Source organism: Bacillus tianshenii, from assembly GCA_020524525.2.
In the GTDB taxonomy this organism is placed as follows: Bacteria; Bacillota; Bacilli; order Bacillales; family Bacillaceae_N; genus Bacillus_AV.
Genome location: CP129018.1, coordinates 3,010,708 through 3,037,315, shown reverse-complemented (window position 1 = coordinate 3,037,315; position 26,608 = coordinate 3,010,708). Strand labels below are relative to the sequence as shown.

21 protein-coding genes are annotated in these 26,608 nt (G+C 41.7%); 19 read left to right on the top strand and 2 right to left on the bottom strand.

What is annotated here, in order from left to right; all coding sequences use genetic code 11:
* Positions 1-83: 83 nt before the first annotated feature.
* The 6 genes from LC040_15335 to LC040_15310 all read left to right on the top strand — a co-directional run bounded on the left by LC040_15335 (position 84) and on the right by LC040_15310 (position 9,088).
* Entirely contained in the window at positions 84-824 is a 741-nt protein-coding gene (locus LC040_15335) for a WecB/TagA/CpsF family glycosyltransferase (protein ID WLR50620.1), read from the top strand.
* Complete coding sequence (locus LC040_15330) at positions 817-2,388, top strand: polysaccharide biosynthesis protein (GenBank protein ID WLR50619.1); 1,572 nt, start codon at positions 817-819, stop codon at positions 2,386-2,388. The genes LC040_15335 and LC040_15330 overlap by 8 nt, the downstream gene beginning before the upstream one ends.
* 236 nt (positions 2,389-2,624) lie before the next feature.
* The gene (locus LC040_15325; protein ID WLR50618.1) at positions 2,625-3,674 is read left to right on the top strand and encodes an MraY family glycosyltransferase; all 1,050 of its coding nucleotides are present in this window, start codon (positions 2,625-2,627) and stop codon (positions 3,672-3,674) included.
* A 273-nt stretch (positions 3,675-3,947) separates the two neighbouring features.
* Entirely contained in the window at positions 3,948-5,897 is a 1,950-nt protein-coding gene (locus LC040_15320; GenBank protein WLR50617.1) for a DUF5693 family protein, read from the top strand.
* A gap of 1 nt (position 5,898) precedes the next feature.
* A complete protein-coding gene (csaB, locus tag LC040_15315; protein WLR50616.1) occupies positions 5,899-6,969 on the top strand; it encodes a polysaccharide pyruvyl transferase CsaB in 1,071 nt (356 codons plus the stop codon).
* Between the two features lie 319 nt (positions 6,970-7,288).
* On the top strand, positions 7,289-9,088 hold the full coding sequence (locus LC040_15310; protein WLR50615.1) for an N-acetylmuramoyl-L-alanine amidase: 1,800 nt from the start codon (positions 7,289-7,291) through the stop codon (positions 9,086-9,088).
* 36 nt (positions 9,089-9,124) lie between these two features.
* On the opposite strand, the gene LC040_15305 is transcribed toward LC040_15310, so the two are convergent.
* The gene (locus LC040_15305; protein WLR50614.1) at positions 9,125-10,123 is read right to left on the bottom strand and encodes an LCP family protein; all 999 of its coding nucleotides are present in this window, start codon (positions 10,121-10,123) and stop codon (positions 9,125-9,127) included.
* A gap of 95 nt (positions 10,124-10,218) precedes the next feature.
* Positions 10,219-10,863 (bottom strand): YigZ family protein, encoded by a 645-nt coding sequence (locus tag LC040_15300; protein WLR50613.1) that lies wholly within the window; start codon positions 10,861-10,863, stop codon positions 10,219-10,221.
* 276 nt (positions 10,864-11,139) lie between these two features.
* Between LC040_15300 and LC040_15295 the strand changes: the two genes are divergently transcribed.
* The 13 genes from LC040_15295 to flgN all read left to right on the top strand — a co-directional run bounded on the left by LC040_15295 (position 11,140) and on the right by flgN (position 26,605).
* On the top strand, positions 11,140-12,279 hold the full coding sequence (locus tag LC040_15295; GenBank protein ID WLR50612.1) for a sensor histidine kinase: 1,140 nt from the start codon (positions 11,140-11,142) through the stop codon (positions 12,277-12,279).
* Between the two features lie 67 nt (positions 12,280-12,346).
* Entirely contained in the window at positions 12,347-13,033 is a 687-nt protein-coding gene (locus LC040_15290; protein ID WLR50611.1) for a response regulator transcription factor, read from the top strand.
* A 176-nt stretch (positions 13,034-13,209) separates the two neighbouring features.
* Complete coding sequence (locus tag LC040_15285; GenBank protein WLR50610.1) at positions 13,210-18,867, top strand: hypothetical protein; 5,658 nt, start codon at positions 13,210-13,212, stop codon at positions 18,865-18,867.
* Positions 18,864-19,163, top strand: coding sequence for an EscU/YscU/HrcU family type III secretion system export apparatus switch protein (locus LC040_15280; protein WLR50609.1), 300 nt, complete (start codon positions 18,864-18,866; stop codon positions 19,161-19,163). Before LC040_15285 ends, LC040_15280 begins: the two co-directional genes overlap by 4 nt.
* A 72-nt stretch (positions 19,164-19,235) precedes the next feature.
* Positions 19,236-19,667 carry a flagellar export chaperone FliS gene (gene fliS / locus LC040_15275; GenBank protein ID WLR50608.1) on the top strand — a complete coding sequence of 144 codons (432 nt, stop codon included), beginning with the start codon at positions 19,236-19,238 and terminating at the stop codon, positions 19,665-19,667.
* A gap of 18 nt (positions 19,668-19,685) precedes the next feature.
* Positions 19,686-21,161 carry a flagellin gene (locus LC040_15270; GenBank protein WLR50607.1) on the top strand — a complete coding sequence of 492 codons (1,476 nt, stop codon included), beginning with the start codon at positions 19,686-19,688 and terminating at the stop codon, positions 21,159-21,161.
* A 275-nt stretch (positions 21,162-21,436) separates the two neighbouring features.
* Positions 21,437-21,874: a YaaR family protein gene (locus tag LC040_15265; GenBank protein ID WLR50606.1), complete on the top strand. Its 438-nt coding sequence runs from the start codon at positions 21,437-21,439 to the stop codon at positions 21,872-21,874.
* Between the two features lie 250 nt (positions 21,875-22,124).
* Positions 22,125-22,967, top strand: coding sequence for a DegV family protein (locus LC040_15260; GenBank protein WLR50605.1), 843 nt, complete (start codon positions 22,125-22,127; stop codon positions 22,965-22,967).
* Positions 22,968-23,019: 52 nt separating this feature from the next.
* Positions 23,020-24,507, top strand: a complete 1,488-nt coding sequence (locus LC040_15255) for a DEAD/DEAH box helicase (protein WLR50604.1) — start codon at positions 23,020-23,022, stop codon at positions 24,505-24,507.
* Positions 24,504-25,193: a ComF family protein gene (locus LC040_15250; GenBank protein WLR50603.1), complete on the top strand. Its 690-nt coding sequence runs from the start codon at positions 24,504-24,506 to the stop codon at positions 25,191-25,193. Before LC040_15255 ends, LC040_15250 begins: the two co-directional genes overlap by 4 nt.
* Before the next feature lie 93 nt (positions 25,194-25,286).
* Complete coding sequence (locus LC040_15245; protein WLR50602.1) at positions 25,287-25,706, top strand: hypothetical protein; 420 nt, start codon at positions 25,287-25,289, stop codon at positions 25,704-25,706.
* A gap of 128 nt (positions 25,707-25,834) precedes the next feature.
* On the top strand, positions 25,835-26,101 hold the full coding sequence (gene flgM, locus LC040_15240; GenBank protein ID WLR50601.1) for a flagellar biosynthesis anti-sigma factor FlgM: 267 nt from the start codon (positions 25,835-25,837) through the stop codon (positions 26,099-26,101).
* A gap of 18 nt (positions 26,102-26,119) precedes the next feature.
* Positions 26,120-26,605 (top strand): flagellar export chaperone FlgN, encoded by a 486-nt coding sequence (gene flgN, locus LC040_15235; GenBank protein ID WLR50600.1) that lies wholly within the window; start codon positions 26,120-26,122, stop codon positions 26,603-26,605.
* Positions 26,606-26,608: the final 3 nt, after the last annotated feature.

Genomic DNA, 26,608 nt, shown 5'->3' with positions numbered 1-26,608 from the left:
GAATGTCTGTCAAAAACTTGGATGATTTTTTTATCGATAAAACGACAAATTCGAACTTAATTTGAAAAAGATGGTGAAACATTATGGAGAATCGATACGTCTCAATATTAGGAGTTCCATTTTTACATACAACAATGGAAGAGATGACCCAGCGCGTTGTGAAGCATTGGGAGTCGAATGAGAAGGCGTTTGTCATTACGGCAAACCCTGAAATTGTGATGAAAGCACGAGAAGAACAAGTCTTTCAAGAGATTGTCGGGCGTGCGGATTACATTACTGCTGACGGAATTGGCGTTGTAAAGGCTGCTGAAATGCTTGGTGACCCGCTTCCAGAACGTGTAGCAGGGTATGACTTAATGCATGAGCTATTGAAGAAAGCAAATGAACGCTCCTTAAACCTTTACATGCTTGGGGCTGGAGAAGATGTGATTGAGGAAGCTGCAAATGCTGTAAAGCGCCAGTACCCTAATGTGAAGATTGCAGGTTATCATCACGGCTTCTTTGATTGGGAAAGCGATGCAATTCCGAATCAAATTAATGAAGCAGGTGCCGATCTTGTATTAGTAGCGCTTGGTTGCCCTCGTCAAGAGCAGTGGATTGACCAAAATATTAACAAGTTTCATAAAGGGGTCTTCATTGGAGTTGGTGGGAGCTTCGACGTATTAGCTGGTAAGGTCGAACGCGCGCCTGAAATGTGGCAAAAGATGAATGCAGAATGGCTGTATCGTCTTGTCAAGCAGCCATCCAGATGGCGAAGAATGTTAGCACTGCCTCGTTTCGTTGGCCATGTGATGAAGGAAAAGGCGTCAAAGCGTCATGGCTAATTCGTTTGTCAAAAGTACAATTATCATTACGATTGCCACATTTGTTTCAAAGGTACTAGGCAGCGTCTTTCGAATTCCGCTGCAAAACATTGCCGGTGATGAAGTATTTGGCTTATTTAACATCGTCTATCCTGTCTATATGATTGCATTGATTTTGTCTGTTGCAGGCATTCCAATTGCAATCTCGAAATTAATCTCAGAACAACGAGCAAAGAATGATAAAACAGCCATTCGAGAAATTTTCGTTTCAGCAGGGATTTTAGGTCTGCTGTTTGGGTTTATCAGCTTTATCTTAATGTTTGTTTTTTCAGGGCAAATTGCAATTGCCCTTGGTGTACAAGAGACACGTCTAGCTGTTGCGGTCGTGTCGACAACATTGTTGTTTGCACCATATATGGCTGTTTATCGCGGATTCTTCCAAGGTTATGAAGACATGCGGCCGACAGCTGTTTCGCAAGTATTAGAGCAATTAATTCGTGTAGCGCTTGTTGTCGGGCTGGCATATGTACTTGTAGCACAAGGTCAACAATCTGACGTCATTGCCGGTGTTGTGATGATTAGTTCAGTTGCAGGCGTACTCGGTTCACTCGTCTATTTGCGTATAAAATATATGCGCTTTTCAGAACGGCCTAAGAAGGGTGAGCGCCTTACGTGGCGGGCTTTTCGTAAGTGGTCAGTGGTTATCCTACAGCTGTCACTTCCAGTAGCATTTGGGACATTGAATATGGCGTTGTTAAATATGATTGATTCCTTAACCATTCCGCATGCGCTTAAGTGGCATGGATACGGGGAAGAACAAGTAAAATGGCTGTTCAGTATTTATAGCCGCGGTCTAACACTTATACAAATCGCGGTCGTTTTTTCCAGCGCTATCATCCTGCCGTTAATTCCGAAGATTTCAAAATCAACCGCCGAAAACGATCTAGAAGGAACGAACCGATATATTGGTCGCTCATTAAAGCTTGCTCACTTGGTCTCTTGGCCAGCAGCGCTTGGATTAGTGGCCTTAACATTACCGATAAACTATGCGTTATTTAAAGATATGGAAGGCAGCGCCGTCTTGGCAATCCTCCATTTCAGCTCATTATTTACATCGTTTACCGTTCTTACAACTGGGATCTTACAAGGCTTGAATCGTTCAACCTTAGCAGCTCTTATTATTGTTGGAAATGCTATTTTGAAAGCTGTATTAAATCTATGGCTTGTCTCGTCATTCGACTTAATTGGAGCGGCGTGGGCAACAGTGATTGTGTATATGATCATTACATTATTAAATGTCGTCTTTATCCTTCGGGCAACAAGCTATCCAATCAAGATTTATTCAAAGCTTGTCATGATGATTGCGAGTATTTTTATGGCAATTTTGTTAACTCTTCCGTTTTATTGGTTCAATATTGAGGTATGGTCAAGAATGAATGCCTTAATTTATACGATGGTTGCTGTGCCTGTGGGAGGAGTGATATACGGAATTGCTGTATTAGCTGGAAAAGGATTAGAAGCTGAAGAGCTACAAGGCATACCTATAATTGGTCCACGGTTGTGTAGGATCTTAAAATTACGGTAAACTATGCAGAGGAGTTTTGTCGTTTCTTACGACAAACTGTCATTAATTTTTAATAATGAGCGCAAAAAAATGATTACCGCTTTTTTTGTTCTATGATATAATCACTTTGATGTAAATTGAATTGTATGCAAATGGAAAATAAAGAAAAGATTGTAGATCTAGTAATAACAGACTGAATTTGAGCGATTAATCAGTCTAAAAAAAGATTTGATTCCTAAAGAACTAGGGGTGTCATTATGATTGTTTGGACGGCAATATTGTGCTTTATCTTAACGCTATTGTTCACGCCGTTAGTAAAGAAGCTAGCAATTAAAATTGGAGCAGTCGACCAGCCGAATCAACGTAAAGTCCATCAACGGATTATGCCGCGTTTAGGCGGGTTGGCGATATATTTAAGTGCCATGATCGGGTTGCTTATTATGATGCCTGATAATGAATTTACATGGCCGCTGATTATTGGAGCAACCATTATCATCATTACAGGTGTGTTTGATGATATGTACGAAATTTCTCCGAAAGTAAAGATGCTTGGCCAATTCTTGGCTGCAGCAGTCGTTATTTTCGGTGGGGTACAAATTGATTTTATCAACTTACCATTTAATTCAACGATTCACTTTGGAATTTTCGCAGTTCCATTAACATTCTTCTGGATTATCGGTATTACAAATGCCATTAACTTAATTGATGGCTTGGATGGTCTTGCAGCAGGTGTTTCGTCAATCGTTGTGTTGACGATTTCAATTATGGCGATTATCGTGCCTAACCCATTCGTAATGGTTGTCGGCTTTATCTTGCTTGCAAGTACAGTTGGATTCCTATTCTATAACTTCCATCCAGCGAAGATTTTCATGGGAGATACAGGAGCTCTTTTCCTAGGGTTTATGATTTCAGTTATTTCTCTATTAGGCTTTAAAAACATTACGGTATTCTCGCTATTATTGCCAGTCATTATTTTAGGCGTACCGATTTCGGATACATTCTTTGCAATCATTCGCCGAATTGTGCATAAGAAGCCTTTATCAGCGCCAGATAAGTCACACTTGCATCACTGCTTACTGCGTTTAGGTTTCTCACACCGCACAACAGTATTAATTATCTATGGCATGAGTGCATTTTTCGGACTTGCTGCCATTGTATTATCAAAATCAACCCTTTGGGGCGCAACTTTGATTATTACGTTGCTGCTGTTTGTAATCCAATTCGTTGTTGAAAAAGTCGGCCTGGTACACGAAAATTTCCAGCCGATGCATAAGCTGTTCCGCAAAATGGCAAATACACGACGTTAAATAAAAAGCTTTTAAAAGCTGAAACGGGCATCAGTTTCTTAAAACTGGTGCCGTTTTTATGGAAATGGATGTACCCTCGTCTTGCCGCCTTGATGATTTAACTTGTAATTGGATTAATTAAGTCAAAAGAATGAAATAATGTTAGAATGTCAGTGGGTTTAATCATTATATGTATGAAGCACCTACAGTGTGAATGTACTACATAGATGACTTTCGCCAAGTATGTGTGAAACGGTGGTAAGTCAAGCTTCTTAAACGAAAGGGTTGTTCGCGTTGAAGAAAGTTTTAAATCTTGTGATTATCTTAGCTTTGCTCGCTACGATTCCTTATATTTATCAACGAGCCAGCGCAGAGCTCACAAATCAATCGTATGAAATCATTGTTCCGCACGATGAAATCGAAGCACTTTCAGACACAGGCATGCCTGAAAATGAGATTTATCAGAAATTAGCTGAAAAGAATGAATACGGGGTCCAAAGGGTCCAAGCGATTTCATTTGAGCCGGTAACATTAAGCAACTTAATGAACAGAGGCATTGTCGACGTGTATGAGCAAGAGGAAATTGCTTCTCTTGCAGGTGAAGAAAATGCGTCTGCTTTTCCTGAAGAAGCAGGCTTATATTTCAAATTTGATGGGGACAAGCCTGAGTTTCGTCAATCCTTCTTGAAGGCATTTGAAGAGCGCGTTCGTGAAGTACCTGGTGTTGAAGTAGATGACGAGCAAGTTTATTTCGTTGAAGGTTTCCCAGAGAAAATGATTTCAGAAGGAAGAGGATGGATTGAGAATGCTATTCTTTCCCGTCCAATCACATATGACCTTTCTGCAATCGAAACCGCTCATGAGAACGGCTTTGATGTTGTATTCCGAATTAGCAATGAGATTACTGAACATAACACGTTTATTGTTGATCAAATGCTTAATTTGAAAGAGAAATACAATGATACAGCACAAGATATTCTTTTTTCTGGAACAGAAGCGTTAGGACATGAAAATGAAGCCACACAGCCTTATGTGAAGAAGCTAGATGAGGCAGGCTTTAATATTATGTCGATCGAGTTTTATAATCAAAAAGGCTTTGGCGCTTACCAAAAGAATTTCGACAACCGCTTTATTCGCTTGCACAGTATTGATCCTTTCGACGGCTGGGATGGTCACGTAGACCGTGCTGTTCGAGCGATTAATGAACGAAATATTCGTGCGGTATTCTTCCATATCGTTCATAAGAAAAAGCTTTACAATGAAGCATTAAAACCAACGGAAATGCTGGACGAAGCTGCGAACATGATTGATGATGTTCATCACGACATTATGAATCAGAAATTTGCTGACTTCCAGCCTGGAGATGCATCTGCTTACCCGAAAATGAACACATCCTTGCTCATAACACTCGCAGCACTTATTGGAGCAGTGGCGTTAATTGCGAGAGTTGCATTGATGGCTTCTCCACTATTAGCTTGGCTTGTTATCGCTGGTGGCGGGCTTCTAACGCTGGCCTATGCAGCGACGAAAATGGAAGTCATTCTCCAAGCGATGGCGTTAGGTGCAGCTGTTTCTGCAGCAACATTTGCAGTGCTTTCTGCTGAAAATATTGAAAAGACAAGCCGTATTTGGCTGCAGTATTTATACTCTGCAGGTATTGGCCTTGTCGGAGCATGGTTTGTTGCAGCGCTGTTATTTGGAAATGAATATTTAATGAAATTTGTTGAATTTAGAGGCGTTAAAGTGCTTTATTTACTGCCGATTCTGTTAGTGACAGCTCACGTATTACGGCACAGCATTAAGGCAATCGCATTCGCGCCGGTTCGGTATTATCAGCTTGCACTTGTTGGTGCTGGTTTGCTCGTCGTTCTCATCTATGTAGCACGAAGCGGGAATGACCCTGGTGTTGGGGTAAGTAGTATTGAGCTAGCAGTTCGACAATTATTAGAGAATACATTAGGAATTCGCCCGCGGACGAAAGAGTTCTTAATCGGATTCCCGATTTTCATCTTAGGAATGTACCTTGTCAGCAAAGGCTACCGCTATGCACACTTTATCTATGTAGGTGCAGCAATTGGATTTGTGTCGATGGTCAATACGTTTACGCATTTACACATTCCGCTGTACATTTCATTTATCCGTACGATTTACGGTTTAATTTTCGGAGCGATTATCGGTGTTATTCTAATCGCTTGCTTCAAAGCAGTGAAGAAAATTTGGCCAAAGATCCAAGCGAGGTTTTAATATGAATGTTGTTTTATCAGGATATTACGGGTTTCACAATGTTGGGGACGAAGCGATTTTGCTGTCTATTATCGAAGCACTACGCAAGGAGCGACCTGGCATTGGGATTACCGTACTATCAAATGACCCAGAATATACAAAAGAAACTTACAGTGTAAACGCCGTGAACCGCTGGAGCATGGGCGATGTGCTTCAGGCACTGCGTTCATCTGATGGATTGATTAGTGGCGGCGGGAGCCTTCTGCAAGATAAAACAGGCTTGAAAAGTGTTCCGTATTATCTTGGTATTATGCAGATGGCAAGGCTGCTTAACAAGCCGTTCTTCATATATGCACAAGGATTAGGGCCGATTGAAAAAGCCTGGAACCAGAAGATGACAAAGCAAGTCCTTTCAAAGGCCGCTTTTGTTACTGTGCGTGATGAAGAATCACAAGCCTTATTAAAGTCTTTTGGATTTAAGAAAAATATTGAGCTTGTGCCAGACCCGGTTGTTGGGCTGGATGCAGAACAATTTGAAAGCACATGGTTGAAGGAAATGGGTGTGACAGAACCAATCCTTGCTGTATCCGTACGTGACTGGCAAACAGGGCAACCGTATCTTAAGAAGGTTGCCAAGGTGCTCGATAACTGTGCTGACCAAGGATTAAAGGTTTTATTTGTGCCAATGCATGATAAGCAAGATGCCGTCACTTCTGAGAAAACCGCTTCCTACATGAAGCATGATGCACTGATTGCGCCATACGACGCGTCAATTCAAGAAAAAATTGCGTTCATTAAAGAAAGTGATGTGTTGTTTGGAATGAGGCTGCACGCCCTTATCTTTGCGGCAGTTGTTTCCACACCAATGGTTGGCTTGTCATATGACCCGAAAATCGATTCCTTCATGAAGCAAGTTAATCAACCTGTTGGTGCTCATGTTGATGAAGATTGGCTCGAAGTGAAGATGACTCAATTAATCCTTGAACAATACCGAAACAAAGAATCAGAATCAGCTCGACTAGAAAAACAAGTTACCGACCTAAAACAACAAGCAAATCAAACCGCCAAGCTTGTCATTGATTCGCTTGCATAACGAACAACGTCTTGTCCTAATGGCAAGGCGTTTTTTTGTGTGGATTGGTATTTTCGAAGATGTCTAGCTGCGGCGAATAGAAACTTGTGTTACTTCACCCTCCCACTCCGAGGCAAAGAGCGCCTCTATGTGTGAAGGCTCCAGTAAACAAGATTTCTGAGCGATTCGCCTCCGCTTTTCGATACTTTATTACAAAATTTTTACAAAAGAAGGTCAATTGTCTCAATTTGTTGGCAAATATCCAAAAAGTCTTGATCATTGGTTATGGAGGAAGTACATTGAAAATGTGGTAATAGAAGAAGGAGGGGCAAAATGTGCTATGAGGAATAGAAAAATCACATCATTTGGAATAGGCATAATCCTCATGCTGGTCTTTTTTGCAGTAACATCTATTCACACTGCTGCAGCATCGGCTGGTATCGTAAATGCAGATGACCTGAATGTTCGAAGCGCACCCTCGGTGAGCGGGGACATCTATGGTCAACTGAACACTGGGGACAAAGTGACGGTTCAAGGTACATCAGGTTCGTGGTTGAAAATTGATTATCGAGGGCGTACTGCCTATGTACATAGCAACTTTGTGAAGTCAGTCTCATCAAGTGATACTGATGTGGATGTCTATGTCAATCGAGAGAAAATTTCACTTCCAGTTGAACCACCGATTAAGCATGGTCATGTATTAGTGCCATTTCGGGAAATTGGAGAGTCAATGGGGATACAAGTATCTTGGTTAAAAGAAACACGCCAAGTACGTGCTGTAGACAATGGTAAGGAAGTTTTATTTACAATTGATAAAGGGAATGTGAAAGTCGATAACAAGAGTTTTACTGTAAGCCCTGCTCCGACAATTGAAAAGAACTATACAGTATTGCCACTGCGTTTCTTTGCAGAAGCGTTTGGCGCAACGGTTGGATGGAATAATGATACTCGCACAGTATACATTACCCGTGACCAAGAAGAGTTAAACCAAGATGAAGAAGGAACAGATGATTCTGTATCAGCTCCGCCTCAACCGGAACCAACTCCGGAACCGAAGCCAGAGCCAAAGCCAGAGCCAAAGCCAGAGGTTCCTTCATCTGAGATTATTGGATATGTACTTGCCGACCAACTTAATGTTCGTAGTGGTCCGGGAACTGAATATAGAAGTATTGATTCATTAAGCGAAAATCAACAAGTGGCTGTTCTTAGCTTTTCTGATAACTGGGCGAAAATTAACACTGGTTCAGAAGTTGGGTATGTTCACTCTTACTATTTGAAAATGAAGCGCAATGGCAACACATTTACAAGCCTATCTGTGCCAAAGGTTACAAATGGAGATCATCGTTATGAACTGACTTGGACAAAGAGAGGCCGTGTCAATTCAGCACATAACTTAACAAGCAATGGTGTCTCAATTAGTACAAGCACAGGTGTTGTGGAGCCATTAGAACAAAGCCATCCAGCAATTAAGGATATTTCTTATCATTCTGCAAATGGTGGAACGAAGATTAATATCGCACTTAATGACGGCTGGCAATATGTAGCTCGTCATGACGGAAATCAAGTACGAATTACACTACTTCCAAGAGGATTAGAAGGCAAGCGAATTGTGATCGATGCAGGTCACGGCGACCATGACCCAGGTGCAAGAGGTGCAACAGGTCTTCTTGAGAAAACCGTGAACTTAAGTATTTCACAGCGCTTGGCAAAGCTACTTGAACAAGCTGGTGCAGATGTAACGTTAACACGTAATGATGACCGTTTTATAACGTTATCAGGTCGTGTGGACATCGCGCATCGTAATGGAGCAGATTCATTTATGAGTGTGCATTCTGACTCCTTTATGTCAACATCAAGAGGCTCAACAACGTTCTATCATATTGGCGTGAATCCAAGTTGGGAACAAAGCAAGCAGCTTTCAGATATTGCGATTCAGAAGCTGACATCCAAGCTTGGCACGTATAACCGTGGTTCACAGAGCAAGAGCTTACATGTTATCCGTGAGTCCAACATACCAGCAACACTTGTAGAGATTGCATTCTTATCAAATCCAAGTGAAGAAGCACAATTAAAAACAGACAGCTTCCGACAAAAAGCTGCTGAAGCATTGTACGAATCATTTGTGGAATATTATAAGTAAGAAAAAAAGAAGCGACCTAGTGGGGTCGCTTCTTTGCTATTCAATAACCTCTAATTCTAAATGTTGCTTGAACTCTGTCGAGATATTTTCCACTGATTCATCGTTTAGTAAATAATAGTAAAGGTGGTCAATACGGCTTGCTTGCCCTTCCATCGAAAGCATTTCGACATCTAGCTTACTTCCTTGGTAGGCATAATCATGGAATGCTGTCATTTCATCGAATGACATGTTTGTTGTTAAGTTTTCGCCGATTCCTTTAAGGACATCATCATATTTTGTAACGGACTGAATGGAGACGGTTTTTTGCAGCAATGCTTTCAACAATTGCTGCTGACGATGACCACGTGCAATGTCACTGTCATATTTTCGCGTCCGAACAAACGCTAACGCTTCCTCACCATTCAAGGTTTGTAACCCTTCATTTATATGAATGGCATTCTTCTCATCTTCGCTATTTTGTTCATAAATTTCGAATGGCACATCGACTTCAACACCATCTAAAGCATTAATAATTTCTACGAACGCTTCAAAGTTTACGCGAACGAAATAATCAACAGGAATTTCAAATAAATTTTCAACTGTATTCACAGCCATATCAATTCCGCCAAATGCATGGGCATGTGTGATTTTGTCCATCGTGTTGCGGCCTGCTAATTCGACACGCGAGTCACGCGGAATGCTGACCATCTTAATTGATTTTTCCTCTTCATTAAATGTTGCCAAGATCATTGCATCTGTACGAGTGGCAGAGCCAAAGTTTCTCGTTGAGCTATCATCGACCCCTAGAAAGAGGATGGAAATATTATCAATAGAAGGATCCACCTTTGTAGAGCGCATTTTGGACTTTCCTTCATGCTGGCGTGTTTCCAGCTCCTGTTGAGCTCCATCTACAAAGTTCTTCGCTGTATTTGTTAAATATAATCCATAAGCTGCCGTTCCTGCGAGCAGGAGGCCAAATATTGTTAGAGATATAATTATCCACTTTTTCCAACCGTTCTTTCGTTTTGAACGATTCGAACGTCTTCTTCGGGTCATGAAAAGATTACTCCTTTAAATGTACTACTTCTTTTTATTAGCTTATCCACTTGAGACAAATCTCACGCCTGTTCACCAACATTTGACGATTAGTCTTATGACAAGGTTACATCTGTTTCCAAATATTCGACATCACCTTCCGAGATTTCTCCTTGACCATTTGTCAATTCGGTCATCCATTCTACAAACGAATTCTTTTCATCCTCAGCTACATATGTTTCGATTTCAACACTTTCTAAGTAATGGATGTCTTTGATTTGGAAGCGTGATGAAGAACGCAGCTCATTTTCTATTTTCCCTAACCACGTATAATCAACCGTTGTGCGCATAATTCTCATTAGTTTACGCTCGACAACCCCGGTTGCATTGATTCCTTCGGAAGTTGCTCCTCCGTAAGCGCGGATTAGTCCGCCTGCTCCTAATTTGGTACCGCCGAAGTAGCGAGTGACAACGACAACTGTATCTTTCAGCTTTCTCTTTTTTAATACTTCTAACATCGGTACCCCCGCTGTTCCGCTCGGTTCACCGTCGTCATTTGCTTTTTGAATAAGATCATTCTCACCAATCATATATGCTGAACAATTATGGGTTGCATTCCAATGTTTTTTCTTAATTTCTTGAATGAATTGTTGAGCTTCCTCTTCTGTTGTCGCTCGATTAATATAACTAATGAAACGAGATTTTTGAATCTCAATTTCATGTTCGCCATAGCCTTTCACAGTATGATACTGTAGTAACATGTCGAAACGAGACCCCCTATTTTTGCTAAAAACTCTAATTTTTTGATAAAAATCTGTAAACGATAGCTAAATTACATTATAATTTTACTTAGGTAAGTGAGCAAATCCTTTTAGGTTATTCTTGATACAAAAGTTGTAATAGTGTAAAACAAAAGAAACTTTTTTAATAAAAAAGCAAGATAAATTGAAATTTTAGACAATATTTCATCGTAAGGTACGAAGTTTATAATAGTCATATTTATGTAGCAGACACAGCGATAAGCTGGAGGAATGTCCATGTCAGCAAAAAAACTAAATGAAAATATTCTCGACAATATTCTCGAGAAAATGATCGAAACAGTGTCGAGTAGTAAAAAAGAAATTTTCCAAATTGGTGAGCAATCACGTCAAGAGTTTGAACGAATTGAAGAAGAGTTGAAGGAAATTCGTAAGCTTGTGACAGAGACGATTGATGAAGGCGATCGAATTGAAGTGCACGAACGATTGGCCCGCATGAGGTTAACTGAAGTAAGCAGACACTTTAAAAGCTATAGTGAAAAAGAAGTTCGTACTGCTTATGAGAAAGCACATGACCTGAATATGCAATTGTCAATGAATCGTCAGAAAGAAAAGCAGCTCCGAGAACGAAGAGATGACTTAGAGCGTCGCCTGCGAAATTTGGGAGATACAATTGAGCGAGCAGATGCTTTAGTTGGCCAGGTGACCGTTGTCCTCAATTATTTATCAAGTGATATTAAGCAGATGAATGAATTAATTGAAGACGCCAAAGAGAAGCAAGAATTTGGCCTTAAGATCATCGAAGCGCAAGAGGAGGAACGCAGGCGGCTGTCACGTGAAATTCATGATGGTCCAGCGCAAATGCTTGCCAATGTGATGATGCGTTCAGATTTAGTTGACCGCATTTTTCGAGAAAAAGGCGCAGATGAAGCCCTTAAAGAAATTAGGGACTTGCGCAGTATGGTCCGCTCAGCGCTTTATGAGGTTCGCAAAATCATTTACGACCTCCGTCCAATGGCATTAGATGACCTTGGTTTAGTGCCGACATTAAGACGTTATTTGAATACTGTTGAAGAGTACCATAAAATAACGCTACAATTTGAACACCTTGGCAAAGAGCAGCGCCTAGCCCCGCGCTTAGAAGTGGCCTTATTCCGTCTTGTGCAGGAAGCTGTACAAAATTCTTGTAAGCATGCAGCACCAACGTATATTCATGTTAAGATGGAAATTACAAAAAAGCATGCAACAATGGTCATCAAGGATGATGGAAAAGGATTTGACACGTCTAAGAAAAAGCAGAATGCATTTGGTTTAATTGGAATGAAAGAGCGGGTAGAGCTTCTCGAAGGCCAACTTACAATAGATTCTAAATTAAACAAAGGAACCGTCATCATCATTCAAGTTCCACTCGAAACTTAAAAGGTACATATTTTTAAATAATAAAAAACAAAAAGAGTTAGAAGAGAGAGAATCAGGAGGGAAAAATATGACAACACGTATCGTAATTATCGATGATCATCAATTATTCCGCGAAGGTGTAAAGCGAATTCTAGACTTTGAAGAGGACTTCAATGTTGTAGCTGAAGGTGATGACGGAACGGATGCTGTTAAGCTTGTCGAACAGCATCAGCCAGATGTTGTTGTCATGGACATTAACATGCCGCATATTAATGGAGTGGAAGCAACACGCCGTCTTGTGGAAAAGTACCCTGACACAAATGTACTTATTCTTTCAATCCACGATGATGAAAGCTATGTAACCCATGCCTTGAAAACAGGTGCACGCGGTTATTTACTCAAAGAAATGGATGCCGATGCTCTTATTGAAGCTGTAAAGGTTGTAGCTGAAGGCGGTTCATACTTACATCCGAAAGTAACCCATAACTTAGTAAACGAGTACCGCCGCTTAGCATCAGGTGAGCAAAAAGCATCTGGCAATTCACTAGGCGATATCGAATATCGTAAACCGCTACATATACTAACGCGCCGCGAATGCGAAGTCCTTCAGTTGCTTGCTGATGGTAAGAGCAACAGAGGAATCGGTGAAACACTATTCATTAGTGAAAAGACCGTTAAAAACCACGTAAGTAACATTCTCCAAAAAATGAATGTAAATGACCGTACACAAGCCGTTGTCGTTGCAATCAAAAACGGCTGGGTGCAAGTACGATAAATAAGCAGAAGCAGTTATCCAGAAAAAAGGATAGCTGCTTTTTTTATTGGGAAAAGGGACTGAGCTGCGTTGCTGAGGTGTCCTGAAAGGAATGATATGTTTTTCCTAATGCATAAAATTCGCGCTTCTTTAACCGATATAAGGATTACGAATGTGAACGTAGGAGCGTGAAACGAATGCAGGTTCAAATTGGCCAACAACAAATTGCAAAGCAATCAACCGGTTCAGACCAACCGTTAGAGCTAAAAAAAGGCGAAGTCTATCGAGCTCAAATAAAAGAACGAATTTCTGATACAGAAGCAACTCTTAATATAAGAGGAAAAGAAGTGCGCGCAACATTTGAAGGCAAAGTGCCAGCCCAAGAGCGTGTCATGATTCAAGTGAGCGGTCAAAATGAGCAATCCGTCCAAGTCAAACAAATGGCCGAACCAGCAAAAGCCCCAACAACAGCACCGACGAACGAAGCGACCAAAGTGCTACAAAACATGGGCGTGAAGTCATCTGTACCTGAATTAAAGCAGGCTGTCCAAGTACTGATTGATAAAGGCATCCCCCTTACAAAAGAATCAGTAAGTGAACTGAAAGCTTTTTTCGAAAAAGCAGAAGGAACAATAGACCAAAAGCTCAAAACTGTCCAAGCACTAGCAAGTAAGCGGTTAGAGGTCACTCAAAATCACCTAAAACCAATTCACGAAGTGCTAAACGGAAAGCCGTTAAACCAAGTGCTAAGCGATCTAGCTAAATCCATTGACCCAAATTTCGATGTGAAAAAATCAGCTCCAAAAGCAGCAGCTGACCCACAAGTAGAAGCTGCCCGTCAAGCAGTGACAAAAACGCGTGAACAAGTTGAAAAAGCACCAACACTCGCAAAAGCAACTCAAGTGGTTCGTGATGAATTACTCTCAAAACCAGAATTAAAGAAAGAACACGTCGAAAAAATCGAAAAAGCCCTTTCCCAAGCACGCCAGCTTCAACAAAGTGGCCGCTACACCGCAGCAAAAGAACAAGTCGTCCGCGCTTTAAAAGAAGTTGAGCAAGAGCTAGGAGCAACCAAAGAAGCACGCCCTCAGCAAGAAGCAATACGTACCACAGCTCAAGGAACAACCGAAGGACGTGCTGGACAAAGCTCTGCAGAAGCTCGCCCAAGCGAAGCAGTGCGTCAAACGCGCGAGCAAGTGCAGCGTGAGCCGAATTTTCAAAAGGCCGTGGAGCAGGTCCGCGACAAAGTGGTGAATAACAGCCAAGTGGATCGCGAAGTAGCGCAAAAGGTTGAAAAGGCAGTCCGTGAAGCTGAGCAATTACAGCGTATTGGTCGGGAGCAAGCTGGCCGAGAGCGAATCACGCAGGCATTGAAGCAGGCGGAAACGGAATTGTCTCGTGTTGAACAATCACGCACGCAGGAACCAGCCCGTTCAGCTGAAACGCAACGTTCAAGTGAAACTGTCCGCCAAACTAGAGAACAAGTGCAACGCGAGCCGAACTTCCAAAAGGCAGTAGAGCAGGTCCGCGACAAAGTGTTGAATAACAGTCAAGTGGATCGTGAAGTAGCCCAGAAGGTAGAACGCGCTGTCCGAGAAGCTGAGCAATTACAACGTATGGGGCGTGAACAGGCTGGCCGAGAGCGAATCACGCAGGCATTGAAGCAGGCGGAAACGGAATTGTCTCGTGTTGAAACTCGCACGCAGGAATCAGTTCGTTCATCTGAAACGCAACGTTCAAGTGAGACTGTTCGTCAAACGCGCGAGCAAGTGCAACGTGAGCCGAACTTCCAGAAGGCAGTCGAGCAGGTCCGCGAAAAAGTGGTGAATAATAGCCAAGTGGATCGCGAAGTGTCACAAAAAGTTGAGCGCGCAGTTCGAGAAGCTGAGCAATTACAACGAATGGGTCGTGAACAAGCAGGACGTGAGCGAATCACACAGGCGTTGAAGCAGGCAGAAACGGAATTAACTCGTACTGAAACTCGCACGCAGGAACCAGTTCGTTCATCTGAAACGCAACGTTCAAGTGAGACTGTTCGTCAAACGCGCGAGCAAGTGCAACGTGAGCCGAACTTCCAGAAGGCAGTCGAGCAGGTCCGCGAAAAAGTGGTGAATAATAGCCAAGTGGATCGCGAAGTGTCACAAAAAGTTGAGCGCGCAGTTCGAGAAGCTGAGCAATTACAACGAATGGGTCGTGAACAAGCAGGACGTGAGCGAATCACACAGGCGTTGAAGCAGGCAGAAACGGAATTAACTCGTACGGAATCTCGAACACAAGAACCAGCCCGTTCATCTGAAACGCAACGTCCAAGTGAAGCTGCCCGCCAAACGCGCGAACAAGTGCAGCGCGAACCAAACTTCCAAAAGGCAGTAGAGCAGGTTCGCGACAAAGTGGTGAATAACAGCCAAGTGGACCGCGAAGTAGCGCAGAAGGTAGAACGTGTTGTTCGAGAAGCTGAGCAATTACAGCGTATGGGTCGTGAACAAGCGGGAAGAGAGCGAATTACGCAGGCGTTGAAGCAGGCAGAAGCGGAATTAACTCGTACGGAATCTCGAACACAAGAACCAGCCCGTTCATCTGAAACGCAACGTCCGAGTGAAACGGTACGTCAAACGCGCGAGCAAGTGCAACGTGAGCCGAACTTCCAAAAGGCAGTCGAGCAGGTCCGCGATAAAGTAGTGAACAACAGCCAAGTGGATCGCGAAGTAGCGCAGAAAGTAGAACGTGCTGTCCGTGAAGCTGAGCAATTACAGCGCATGGCTCGTGAACAAGCGGGAAGAGAACGAATCACGCAGGCGTTGAGGCAGGCGGAAACGGAATTAACTCGTACGGAAACTCGAACGCAAGAACCAGCTCGTTCAGCAGCTCGTTCAAGCGAAACCGTCCGCCAAACACGCGAACAAGTGCAGCGCGAACCAAACTTCCAAAAGGCAGTAGAGCAGGTTCGCGACAAAGTAGTGAATAACAGCCAAGTTGATCGCGAAGTAGCCCAAAAGGTTGAAAAGGCCGTTCGCGAAGCCGAGCAGTTACAACGTATGGGTCGCGAACAAACGGGAAGAGAGCGAATCACGCAGGCGTTGAAGCAAGCAGAAGCGGAATTAACTCGTACGGAATCTCGAACACAAGAACCAGCTCGTTCAACAGAAACACAACGTCCGAGTGAAACGGTGCGCCAAGCTAGAGAACAAGTGCAACGCGAACCAAATTTCCAAAAGGCAGTAGAGCAGGTTCGCGACAAAGTAGTAAACAATAGCCGAGTAGACCGCGAAGTAGCCCAGAAAGTAGAGCGCGCAGTTCGAGAAGCTGAGCAATTACAACGAATGGGTCGTGAACAAGCGGGAAGAGAGCGGATTACGCAGGCGTTGAAACAAGCAGAAGCGGAATTAACTCGTACGGAATCTCGAACACAAGAACCAGCTCGTTCAACAGAAACACAACGTCCGAGTGAAACGGTGCGCCAAGCTAGAGAACAAGTGCAACGCGAACCAAACTTCCAAAAAGCAGTAGAGCAGGTCCGCGACAAAGTAGTGAATAACAGCCAAGTGGACCGTGAAGTAGCGCAGAAGGTAGACCGCTCTGTTCGCGAAGCCGAGCAATTACAGCGAATGGGTCGCGAACAAGCCGGAAGAGAACGAATCACACAGGCATTAAAGCAGGCAGAAATGGAATTAACTCGTACTGAAACTCGAACACAAGAACTAGCACGAACAACAGAAACAACACGTCCGAGTGAAACCGTCCGCCAAACGCGCGAACAAGTGCAACGTGAGCCAAACTTTCAGAAGGCCGTAGACCAAGTCCGCGACAAAGTGGTCAACAACAACCAAGTTGATCGAGAAGTAGCGCAAAAGGTAGACCGCGCTGTCCGTGAAGCTGAGCAATTACAAAGAATGGGTCGTGAACAAGCGGGAAGAGAACGAATCACGCAGGCATTGAAACAGGCGGAAACAGAGCTATCTCGAACAGAATCCCGTACTCAACAAACATCAACACCTGTCTCTTCTTCATCAGAAAGTCAGAGTGAAGATGTTCGCCAAGCTCGTGAACAATTTCAAAAGCAACCAGATTTACAAAAAGCTGTACAGCAAGTTCGAGAGTCTTTGCAAAATAACCGTACATTGACTCCGGAAGTGAAACAGCAAATTAGCAAAGCACTGAACGAAGCGGAACAGATGCAGAAATCTGGTCGGGAAATGACTGCACGTTTGCGCTTAACAAATACATTGAATCAAATTGAGCAATCTCTTAAAACTCAAGAAACACCACAAAAAGCAACAAATAATGTAAGCAGTTCCGTTACACAAGCAACTAACAATACAGAAGAAAACACTTCAAGCCAATCAATAAAGCCGGCAGAAAAAATGCCGAGTGAAGTGCTGAATCAAATCAGTAAGCAGTTCCAAAAGGAAGCGAATATACAGCAAGCTCTTCAATCAGCAAAAGAAAGTGTATCATCAGCTGATTTTGATTCAAAGACAGCAACTAAATTAACGGAAGCGTTAAACAAAGCAACTGAGTTCCAGCAAAATGGTCGGGAGCTGGCGGCACGCCAAGAGATGGCAAATGCTTTTAATGAAGTGGGCAAAGAACTGGCTGCTCAAGAAGAAAAGATGTCAATGAATGAGGCGAAGCGTTTAACGGAATCACAGCAATATGTATTAGATGAAGCTTTTCAAACGAGTGTGAACTTTAAGGCCAAAGAAATGATTGTCAGCAGGGTGACGAAGAAGTTAGCACAAGCGACTGAGCAATTCCGTGACTTAAAGCGTGACATTACAAAGAACTTAGACAATGTCCAGCGTCTGATTCAGCAATATAAGAAAAGTGCCTACCCACAAGTGAAGCAAGTGCTGGAAACAACAATCAGCAAGCTTGATAATGCGATTTTGAAAAGTGACATGATGCTGTTAACAGATATGAAAACAGAAAAGCAGTTAATGCAGGCGAGCGGACAATTAGCTGAAGCGAAAAAACTCCTTCAAAAAGGGCAGCATTCTGAAGCCTATAAAATTGTGCAAGATGTGAAGACCATGATGGATAAGTTAAAATTCCAGCCATCAGAAACGAAAGTTCAACGTTTTATTACAAAAGAATCAGAAATGATGGAAACACGTCCACCGCAACAGCAGCTATTAAAGCAATTTGAAGAAACATCTCGCGGCTTCGTTCATCAAGAGCCTTCCGCACGGCAAATGTATGATGCGGTTCGTTCAATGGGGCTTAACCATGACAGTGATTTAGCACGTTCCTTAGTATTTAACCAAAGTGATGGGGAGCCATCAGGTGAACAGCGACAGCATCAACAAAATATGAAGGCAGTATTGATGCAGCTTCTTCGTGGTGAAGCTGACGGTCAGAGCAAAACGGCTCAGCAAGCGGAGCAAGCACTTAACAACTTGACAGGACAGCAGCTGCTCAGTAAGCCAGATCCAGGTGCTAATTTGCAGACAATGCTATTCCAGCTGCCAGTTTTATTAAATGAACAAACTTCTGACTTACAAGTATATGTCAACTCTCGTAATGAAGGGGAGCAAGTGGATTGGGAGAACTGTAATCTCTACTTCTTAATTGATACGAAGAAATTAGGCGAAGTAGGCATTATGGTAAACGTGGCTGAGCGAAACCTATCCGTCACGATCAAAAATGACCAACCAGGCTTCGCAGATAAAATGGGTCCTGTGGCCGCATTGACACAAGAAAAGTTAAAAGAAGTTGGATATAACGTCGGTGATATTAAATTTGCCCAGTTAGCAACCGATAATAAACCTGTAAATGAAGAGAAAGAGCAAGAACAAGCTGAACAGAATTCATTCATCCCAATTTTTACGGAGGAAGGAATGGACTTTAAAATATGAGAGTTTCCAAGCATTTTAATCAAAAGCGCCGTCGCGACCTTAATGGCCCGACGGCTGCAGTTATCAAATATGATGAGGACGGTGGTGGCGGTCCTCAAGTTATTGCTTCTGGTAAAGGTCATGTCGCCAATCAAATTATCGAACTAGCAAAGCAGAACAACATCCATATGCAAGAAGACGCAATGCTTGTCGAGAACCTTCTCGATATGGACCTAGGAGACAACATTCCGCCACAGCTCTATCAAGTGATGGCTGAAATTCTTCTACTAATCGAAGAAATGGACCGAAACTACTAGAAAAATAGTTAAACAGTTTTTGTAAGCTACCGATAAAAGAAACAGATGAAAAATTAGCGGGGGTGACCTAAGGTGTCAAACCTATTCACAGAGGATGCTCTGCATAAGAAAAGTCCTCAAGAAATTACATCATTGTTGTACGAAGCATGCTTAACGAATCTAGACTCTGCGATTGCAGAGATTAATGATAAGAATTACGTCGTTGCAAATCGTCATCTGCAGAAAGCGAATGATATTATTTACCGCTTAGGCGCTGGCATTAACTATGAAGCTGGCATTGTTGCAGACCAACTTGATACGTTGTATAACTACATGGCTGACAAGTTAATTGAAGCCAATCTTACAAAGAACACTGAAATAATTGAAGATGTTCGCAACAACTTACAAGTGATTGCTCAATCATGGAACGAAGCAATGGCTAAAAAGCCTGTTAGCCAACCAAATGGAAACCGTCGCAAAGCAATGGCATACGAAAGAAGCGTCATGTTAGAAGGACAAGATTAATAAAAGGAGCTAATTATCATGAGAATTAATCATAATATTCAAGCATTAAATGCTTACCGTAACCTATATCAAAACCAATTCAACACATCAAAAAACTTAGAAAAGCTTTCTTCTGGTCTACGTATTAACCGTGCAGCCGACGATGCAGCAGGCCTTGCAATTTCCGAAAAAATGCGTTCACAAATCCGCGGTCTTAAAATGGCAGAGCGTAACTCCTTAGACGGCGTATCACTTATGCAAACAGCTGAAGGTGCAATGACAGAAGTTCACAGCATGCTACAGCGTATGCGTGAGCTTGCAACACAAGCAGCGAATGATACAAATACAACAGATGACCGTGAACAAATTCAAAAAGAGATTGACCAACTTCTAAAAGAAATCGATAGTATTGCTGCTAAGACAGAGTTTAATACTCGTAAGCTTCTTGATGGTTCAAGTGCTGTTGATACGCAGTTCTTTGCAACATCTGGGGTTGCTGGAAACGGAATTAACATGAAAGACGTACCAATTGTAGATGATGCAAATATGGCTACTGGAAAATATGCCGTGGAAATCTCCAGTTCTCCAACTTTTGTGAAGTCATTAAATCAACCAGGTGCTGGGGTTGCAGATGTAGGTGTAATTGCAAGTAGTGGAGGGGATTTCTCATCTGCTAGCGAGAGCTCGAATTTAAAACTTGGAGAATACACAATTGTAGCTACTAAGTTTGAAACAGCTTCAGGAACATCAAGTACTTCTATTGAAGTCTTTGATCCAGATGGTTTCTCACTAGGTTCTCGAGCAGCAGAAATAGGAGCTAGTGGAGGTGGTGTAATTACCATTGGTGAAACAGCTGGAAACAAAATCAAAATTGACACTTCAAAAATCACTCAGGCAGGAACGGCAAAGGTACAATTAGAGGCAAAAGTAGATGTGTCTGTCTTGAAGTATGGGCAAGATCAAATTAATGCCGATGGTACTTTGAAGGCTGGTGCTAGCGGGACTGCGATCACATTTAATAAGTCAATTACTACTCAGAATGGTGTTCTTAATCATGGCGGATTAGAGTTAGAGTTTGGTGTCAATGTGAAATCAGGCACTGCAAACTTTGACCTTACAAATAAATCATTAGCTTTCCAAATCGGAGCAAACACAAACCAAAGCTTGAACATTGATGTTCCGCAATTAAGTGCAGTTAAATTAGGAATTGATGATATTAATGTGTTGAACCATAAAGATGCTAACGATGCCATCTTTAAATTAGATGAAGCAATCAACCAAATCTCATCTGTTCGTGCAAAGCTCGGTGCGACACAAAACCGTCTTGAACATACAATTAGCAACTTACAAACAACTCACGAAAACCTAACAGCTTCTGAGTCTCGTATTCGTGATGCGGATATGGCATTGGAAATGACTGAGTTTACGAAGAATAATATTCTTAACCAGTCAGCTCAAGCGATGCTTGCGCAAGCAAACCAATTGCCACAAGGTGTTCTACAATTACTACAATAATCTTAGTCATCAGAGGGGGACGATCGCAACGATCTTACCTCTCTCTTTTTTTTGGAAAAAGGGCGGAGCTGCACGCTGAATGTTCGTAAATTTCCAGTTTGTCAGCAAAAATGAAATATAGCGCTCTCCCTAGTGGATACATTGTTTCGCTCACACCGCTTTTATTAAGTTGGTACTGAGCTTACTCTTAATGTATCTTTCTCTTCTATGTAACTCGGACAACTCAATAATGATTTATGTTAAAATAAGTTAAAAGCTAGTAAAGGCGTGATATCATGGATGTGCAAAAGGTTAATAAAGCCGGTTTAAATAAAATAAATCAGAAAAAGCAAGGCGTTTCTGAAAAAGTCTCGTTCCAGGAAGTAATGCAAAAGGGCAGAGATGAAAAGAAGTATGAGCAGCTTTCAGCAATGATGAAAGAGATTGAGAAGCAAGGAAAGACGCTATCTGAGAATCGAACGGTTGAAGAGTTTCGTAAATATAAGAAGATGGTCAAAGAGTTTATGGAAGATGCTGTGGAATTTGGCTTGAACTTAGAAGAACGACGTGGATTCAACCGCCGTGGCAGAACGAAAATCTATAAGATTGTTAAAACCGTTGACCAGAAGTTAATTGATTTGGCTAATGAAGTGTTAAATAAGGAAAAGAAGCAGCTTGATATACTCAACTCTGTAGGTGAGATTCAGGGGTTGATTATTAATTTGTATACTTGAAGGTGTGTGTTGACCGTAGGGAAATATAGTTTATTCAGGGTGAGGGGTGCAGACCCCTCACTTTGGTATGTGGCTACTGCGAGGCATAAATGGTGACTATCTTTTTATGGTTCGGAGGAAGTCAGACCCCTTGGCTTTTTTCCTTTTGTGAGAGTTGGACCTCTAAAATCCTCTTTTTTTCCGCGCATGCAAATTCCCGATAAATAAAGTAAAATGAACAAGAGATTCTTTACATGAAGGAAGGTTATAGATGAGAACAGCTGTAGTTACAGACAGTACGGCCTATTTACCGAAGGAGATTCAAGATAAGTATGATATACATATTTGTCCGCTTAATGTGATTTTTGGACAAGAGTCTTATCAAGAAGAAGTGGAGTTAACAGCGGATGAATTTTATCGAAAAATAAAGGAAGTAGATGAACTGCCGAAAACATCGCAGCCAGCTTTTGGGCTAATAACTGAAACATTTGAGAAGCTTTCAGCCGATTATGATGCTGTTATTTCGGTTCACTTATCAAGTGGCATTAGTGGTACTTATCAATCAGCTATGTCTGCTGGAGAAATGGTTGAGGACCTTGATGTTCATGTGTTTGATTCTGAAGTAAGCTGTATGATTCAAGGATTCTATGCCATTGAAGCTGCAAAGATGGCTACTGAAGGAAAGCACCCGGAACAAATCATGGCTCGTCTTCAGGAAATGAGAACAAATATGCAGGCGTATTTTATGGCAGATGATTTGTCTCATCTTCATCGTGGTGGTCGTTTGAACGGTGCGCAGGCGTTTGTCGGTGGTTTGCTTCAAGTTAAACCAGTTCTACATTTTGAAGATAAAAAGATTGTTCCATTTGAGAAGATTCGTACTCGCAAGAAAGCATTAAAACGGATTTATTCTTTATTTAGTGAGGATGCGGAAAAGAAGCAACCGATGAAAGCGTCTGTGATTCATGCGAACCGGGAAGAAGAAGCGAGGCGGATAAAAGAACAAATCGAAAGTGAATTTCCTCATGTGGAAGTCATCCTCAGTCATTTCGGACCAGTGATTGGGACGCACTTAGGTGAAGGCGCGATGGGGATTGGTTGGTACATTGAATAATAAAAGTCTTCCCGTCATTCTTTGGCGGGGAGCTAAATAAAGGAGCTGAAAGATGAAATTTATTAAATCAAATTTAAATAATCAAGCTGTTATTGAGCCAAGTAAGGAACAAGAGGCTAAGCCAATTTGGCAATGCCAGGTTGAAGAATCATTATCACCCAATCCGCAGTTTTCTCCATCTAAATCTCTCCAAAAAAACCTTCAAGGCAAACGTCTTCCCTTAAATGAAATTCCTTACTCACCGAAACTTATTCATTCCCATTATCTAAATGGTTTTATCCGATATCAGAAAGGTATTGAAATTAGTTCTGATAAATATCAATGCATAAGATGCGGAAACGAAGACCAGCAATTATTTGGTGTTCTGCCCTGTGCAAGGTGCGATACAGACTGTGTTTATTGTCGGAAATGCATTAACATGGGGAGACTTAGTGCATGTACACCTTTAATCAGTTGGTGTGGCCCGCCAATCAGTTCTTTTACTCAAAAAGTTCAATGTACCTCAAAGGTCCAGCTTTCCTCAGGACAACAAGAAGCCTCTAACAAAGTTGTCCAAGCCATTAAACAAAAATCCAAATTACTCGTCTGGGCTGTGTGTGGATCTGGTAAGACAGAAGTGTTGTTTCAAGGGATCGAATATGCTTTAAATCATAATTTGAACCTGTGTATCGCGACTCCAAGAACAGATGTCGTGCTTGAATTAGGTCCCCGCATGAAAGAAGCTTTCCCCACTGCAGAGCTCATCGCGTTGTATGGCGGCAGTGAAGATAGAGGAAACATCGCTCCGTTTGTCCTTTCTACGACACATCAGTTATTAAGATTCTATCGATATTTTGACGTCATTATTATTGATGAAGTTGACGCCTTCCCTTACAGTGTAGAACCAATGCTGACACAAGCTGTACAACAAGCATTAAAAGCAGAATCCGCGCTAATTTATTTAACAGCAACACCTGACCAAGCATTCACGAAGCAAGAAGAATTAGAGGTTGTCACCATCCCCGCACGCTATCACCGTTATTCTCTGCCTGTCCCTATATTTCATTGGTGTGGAAATTGGCAAAAGGGGTTAAGCAAAAAGCGTCTTCCTCCTAACGTTCTCAAATGGATACAGAAAAGGCTCCAAAATAAAAAACAAACGTTTCTGTTTGTACCTCAAGTAAAAATCCTCAAGCAGGTTGTCCAAATCCTTCGCCACCTCGACAAACGAATTGAAGGTGTTCATGCGGCAGATAACGATCGAAAAGCAAAGGTAGAGCGGTTTCGAAATGGTGAAAGTCCGATTTTAGTAACGACGACAATTTTAGAGCGTGGTGTGACTGTTTCAAATATTGATGTTGCTGTCTTAGGAGCGGAAGATCGTATTTTTACAGAAAGTGCGTTGGTACAAATCGCGGGAAGAGCAGGACGGAAAGCAAATTATCCAACAGGTGATGTGGTCTATTTTCATTATGGAAAAACAAATGAAATGGTCAAAGCGAAGCAGCAAATTGAGCGTATGAATAAAGAAGCTCTCCAGAAAGGGCTGATTGACAGATGACCTGCTTAATTTGTGAAGCTTCTATTCAAGAGCATATCGGATGGCGCTCGTTCATTCATAAACAGCAGGAGAGCGTCATTTGTGAAGAATGCCAAAATAAGTTTCAACTGATTCAAGGTGAAACATGTAAAGGGTGTGGGCGACCTTTAGCAAAGCTTGATGCTGCGTATCATAAAGAAGGCCTTTGCTTTGACTGTGAGCGTTGGGGAGATGAGAATTTTCTCCGTAATCAATCTGTTTTTGAATACAATGAATTTATGAAGGAAGTGGTCGGCCTGTGGAAATTTCGTGGCGATTATGAGCTAATAAAAGTGTTTTCACCATCCATTAAAGAGGCTTTCAATCAAAACGAAGTCATTCTAGTTCCAATCCCTTTAAGTGAAAAGCGTCTTTATGAGCGAGGCTTCAATCAAGCGATGGCGATTGCTGAGCAGTTAGGTCATCCAATTGAAAACCTGTTAGAAAGAACTGAAAGTGAGCAAAAACAAAGTAAGAAATCCCGAGAACAACGACTTCATTCAAAGTCTCCATTCATTCTTAATCAGACGTCTTGTCAACTTGCCGATAAACATATCATTCTAATAGATGATATCTACACAACAGGTACGACTCTCCGGCATGCGGCTAAAACTCTCAAACCTCTTCATCCACATTCAATTCAATCATTTACCCTAGCAAGAAGTTAAAAATTTAATCTAAATTTCCTGTTTTGTTCAACATAGTTAGATTTATCCGATATAATAAGATAAGGAAATGTATCGAGATGGGAGGACTTCACAATGGCTGATTTAGGAAATTGTCCAAAGTGTGGAAGACTATATGTTAGAAATTTAGCAGGGATTTGTGATATGTGCAGAAAAGAAGAAGAGAAGCAATTTGACCTTGTTTATAAATATATAAGGAAGAAAGAGAATCGGAAAGCAACGATTGATCAAATTGAAGAAGATACAGGTGTATTGAAAGATACAATCATGCGCTTTGTGAAAGAAGGGCGATTACGGACGTCTCAGTTTCCAAACATCGGGTATGGGTGTAAAAGGTGTGGAACGGTTATTCGAGAAGGAGAGATGTGTTCTCGTTGTGTTTCGTCAATAAAAAATGACCTTCAAAGACATGACAGAGAAAAAGAACGAGAAGCTGCAAAGAGTGCTAATCACACTTATTTCTCTTCTGTTGATGATAAAATCAAAAGAAAATAGACATTACAATTAAATATTTTTTGTTAATAACCGATACTATTGTTAAAGTAGTATCGGTGTTTTTTACACCTAAAGAGGATAATATAAGACTATAAATAGATAAATTAAATCGATGAGAAGAGGTGACAATGTTGAAAATTAACCCACTTCAATCACTACGTGTAAACCCATATCAGAAACAGCAATTCAAACAACAAGAGTTGCAGCAAGCGGAAAAGAAAAAGGATGAATTGCAGATTTCTTCAGAAGCAAAAGAGCTCCAGAAAGAAAGTCCAATTCAAACTCAAAGGAATGAAAAAGTAACTGAACTGAAAGAAAAAGTCCAATCTGGCCAATATGAAGTGAATCCGAAAAAGCTTGCTCAGAAGATGTATGACTATTGGAACGAGCAATAATGAAAGGAGCGCTTCGTTTTGTCAGCTGAACGTTTAACGAAAGCATTAGAAACGTTAGTTGGACTGCACGAGCAGCTCAACAAGATCGCAGTTCAGAAGAGAGAGTTCGTTAAAAATAACGAACTTGAAAACTTACAAGAACTTCTTAAGGTTGAAGGTAAATTTATTCAAGCAGTACGGCAAATTGATCGTGCAAGAGATGAAGCTGTGAATGAAATTATACAAGATAGTACTGTGGATAAAACGTTTTCGAATTGTCTTAACTTCGTAACCCAAGAAGAAAGGGCCCAACTACAATCTCTGCAGCAAGCCCTATTAAATGAGCTACAACAGCTTCAACAACAAAATCAATTAAATCAAGAACTACTGCAGCAATCACTACACTTCGTTAACTTTTCAATTGAAATGATGCTACCTGAACCAGAAGAATATAACTATGAGCGCTCGGAGAAACCAGGTCAATTCTCGATGGAGGGGCGCTCAATTTTTGATTCGAAAGCGTAAGAG

Bases quoted from the DNA above. Each gene is read 5' to 3' on its own strand.
- LC040_15335 (WLR50620.1), top strand. From the start codon at position 84: ATGGAGAATCGATACGTCTCAATATTAGGAGTTCCATTTTTACATACA.
- LC040_15330 (WLR50619.1), top strand. From the start codon at position 817: ATGGCTAATTCGTTTGTCAAAAGTACAATTATCATTACGATTGCCACA.
- LC040_15325 (WLR50618.1), top strand. From the start codon at position 2,625: ATGATTGTTTGGACGGCAATATTGTGCTTTATCTTAACGCTATTGTTC.
- csaB (WLR50616.1), top strand. From the start codon at position 5,899: ATGAATGTTGTTTTATCAGGATATTACGGGTTTCACAATGTTGGGGAC.
- LC040_15310 (WLR50615.1), top strand. From the start codon at position 7,289: ATGAGGAATAGAAAAATCACATCATTTGGAATAGGCATAATCCTCATG.
- LC040_15305 (WLR50614.1), bottom strand. From the start codon at position 10,123: ATGACCCGAAGAAGACGTTCGAATCGTTCAAAACGAAAGAACGGTTGG.
- LC040_15300 (WLR50613.1), bottom strand. From the start codon at position 10,863: ATGTTACTACAGTATCATACTGTGAAAGGCTATGGCGAACATGAAATT.
- LC040_15295 (WLR50612.1), top strand. From the start codon at position 11,140: ATGTCAGCAAAAAAACTAAATGAAAATATTCTCGACAATATTCTCGAG.
- LC040_15290 (WLR50611.1), top strand. From the start codon at position 12,347: ATGACAACACGTATCGTAATTATCGATGATCATCAATTATTCCGCGAA.
- LC040_15285 (WLR50610.1), top strand. From the start codon at position 13,210: ATGCAGGTTCAAATTGGCCAACAACAAATTGCAAAGCAATCAACCGGT.
- LC040_15280 (WLR50609.1), top strand. From the start codon at position 18,864: ATGAGAGTTTCCAAGCATTTTAATCAAAAGCGCCGTCGCGACCTTAAT.
- LC040_15270 (WLR50607.1), top strand. From the start codon at position 19,686: ATGAGAATTAATCATAATATTCAAGCATTAAATGCTTACCGTAACCTA.
- LC040_15265 (WLR50606.1), top strand. From the start codon at position 21,437: ATGGATGTGCAAAAGGTTAATAAAGCCGGTTTAAATAAAATAAATCAG.
- LC040_15260 (WLR50605.1), top strand. From the start codon at position 22,125: ATGAGAACAGCTGTAGTTACAGACAGTACGGCCTATTTACCGAAGGAG.
- LC040_15255 (WLR50604.1), top strand. From the start codon at position 23,020: ATGAAATTTATTAAATCAAATTTAAATAATCAAGCTGTTATTGAGCCA.
- LC040_15250 (WLR50603.1), top strand. From the start codon at position 24,504: ATGACCTGCTTAATTTGTGAAGCTTCTATTCAAGAGCATATCGGATGG.
- LC040_15245 (WLR50602.1), top strand. From the start codon at position 25,287: ATGGCTGATTTAGGAAATTGTCCAAAGTGTGGAAGACTATATGTTAGA.
- flgM (WLR50601.1), top strand. From the start codon at position 25,835: ATGTTGAAAATTAACCCACTTCAATCACTACGTGTAAACCCATATCAG.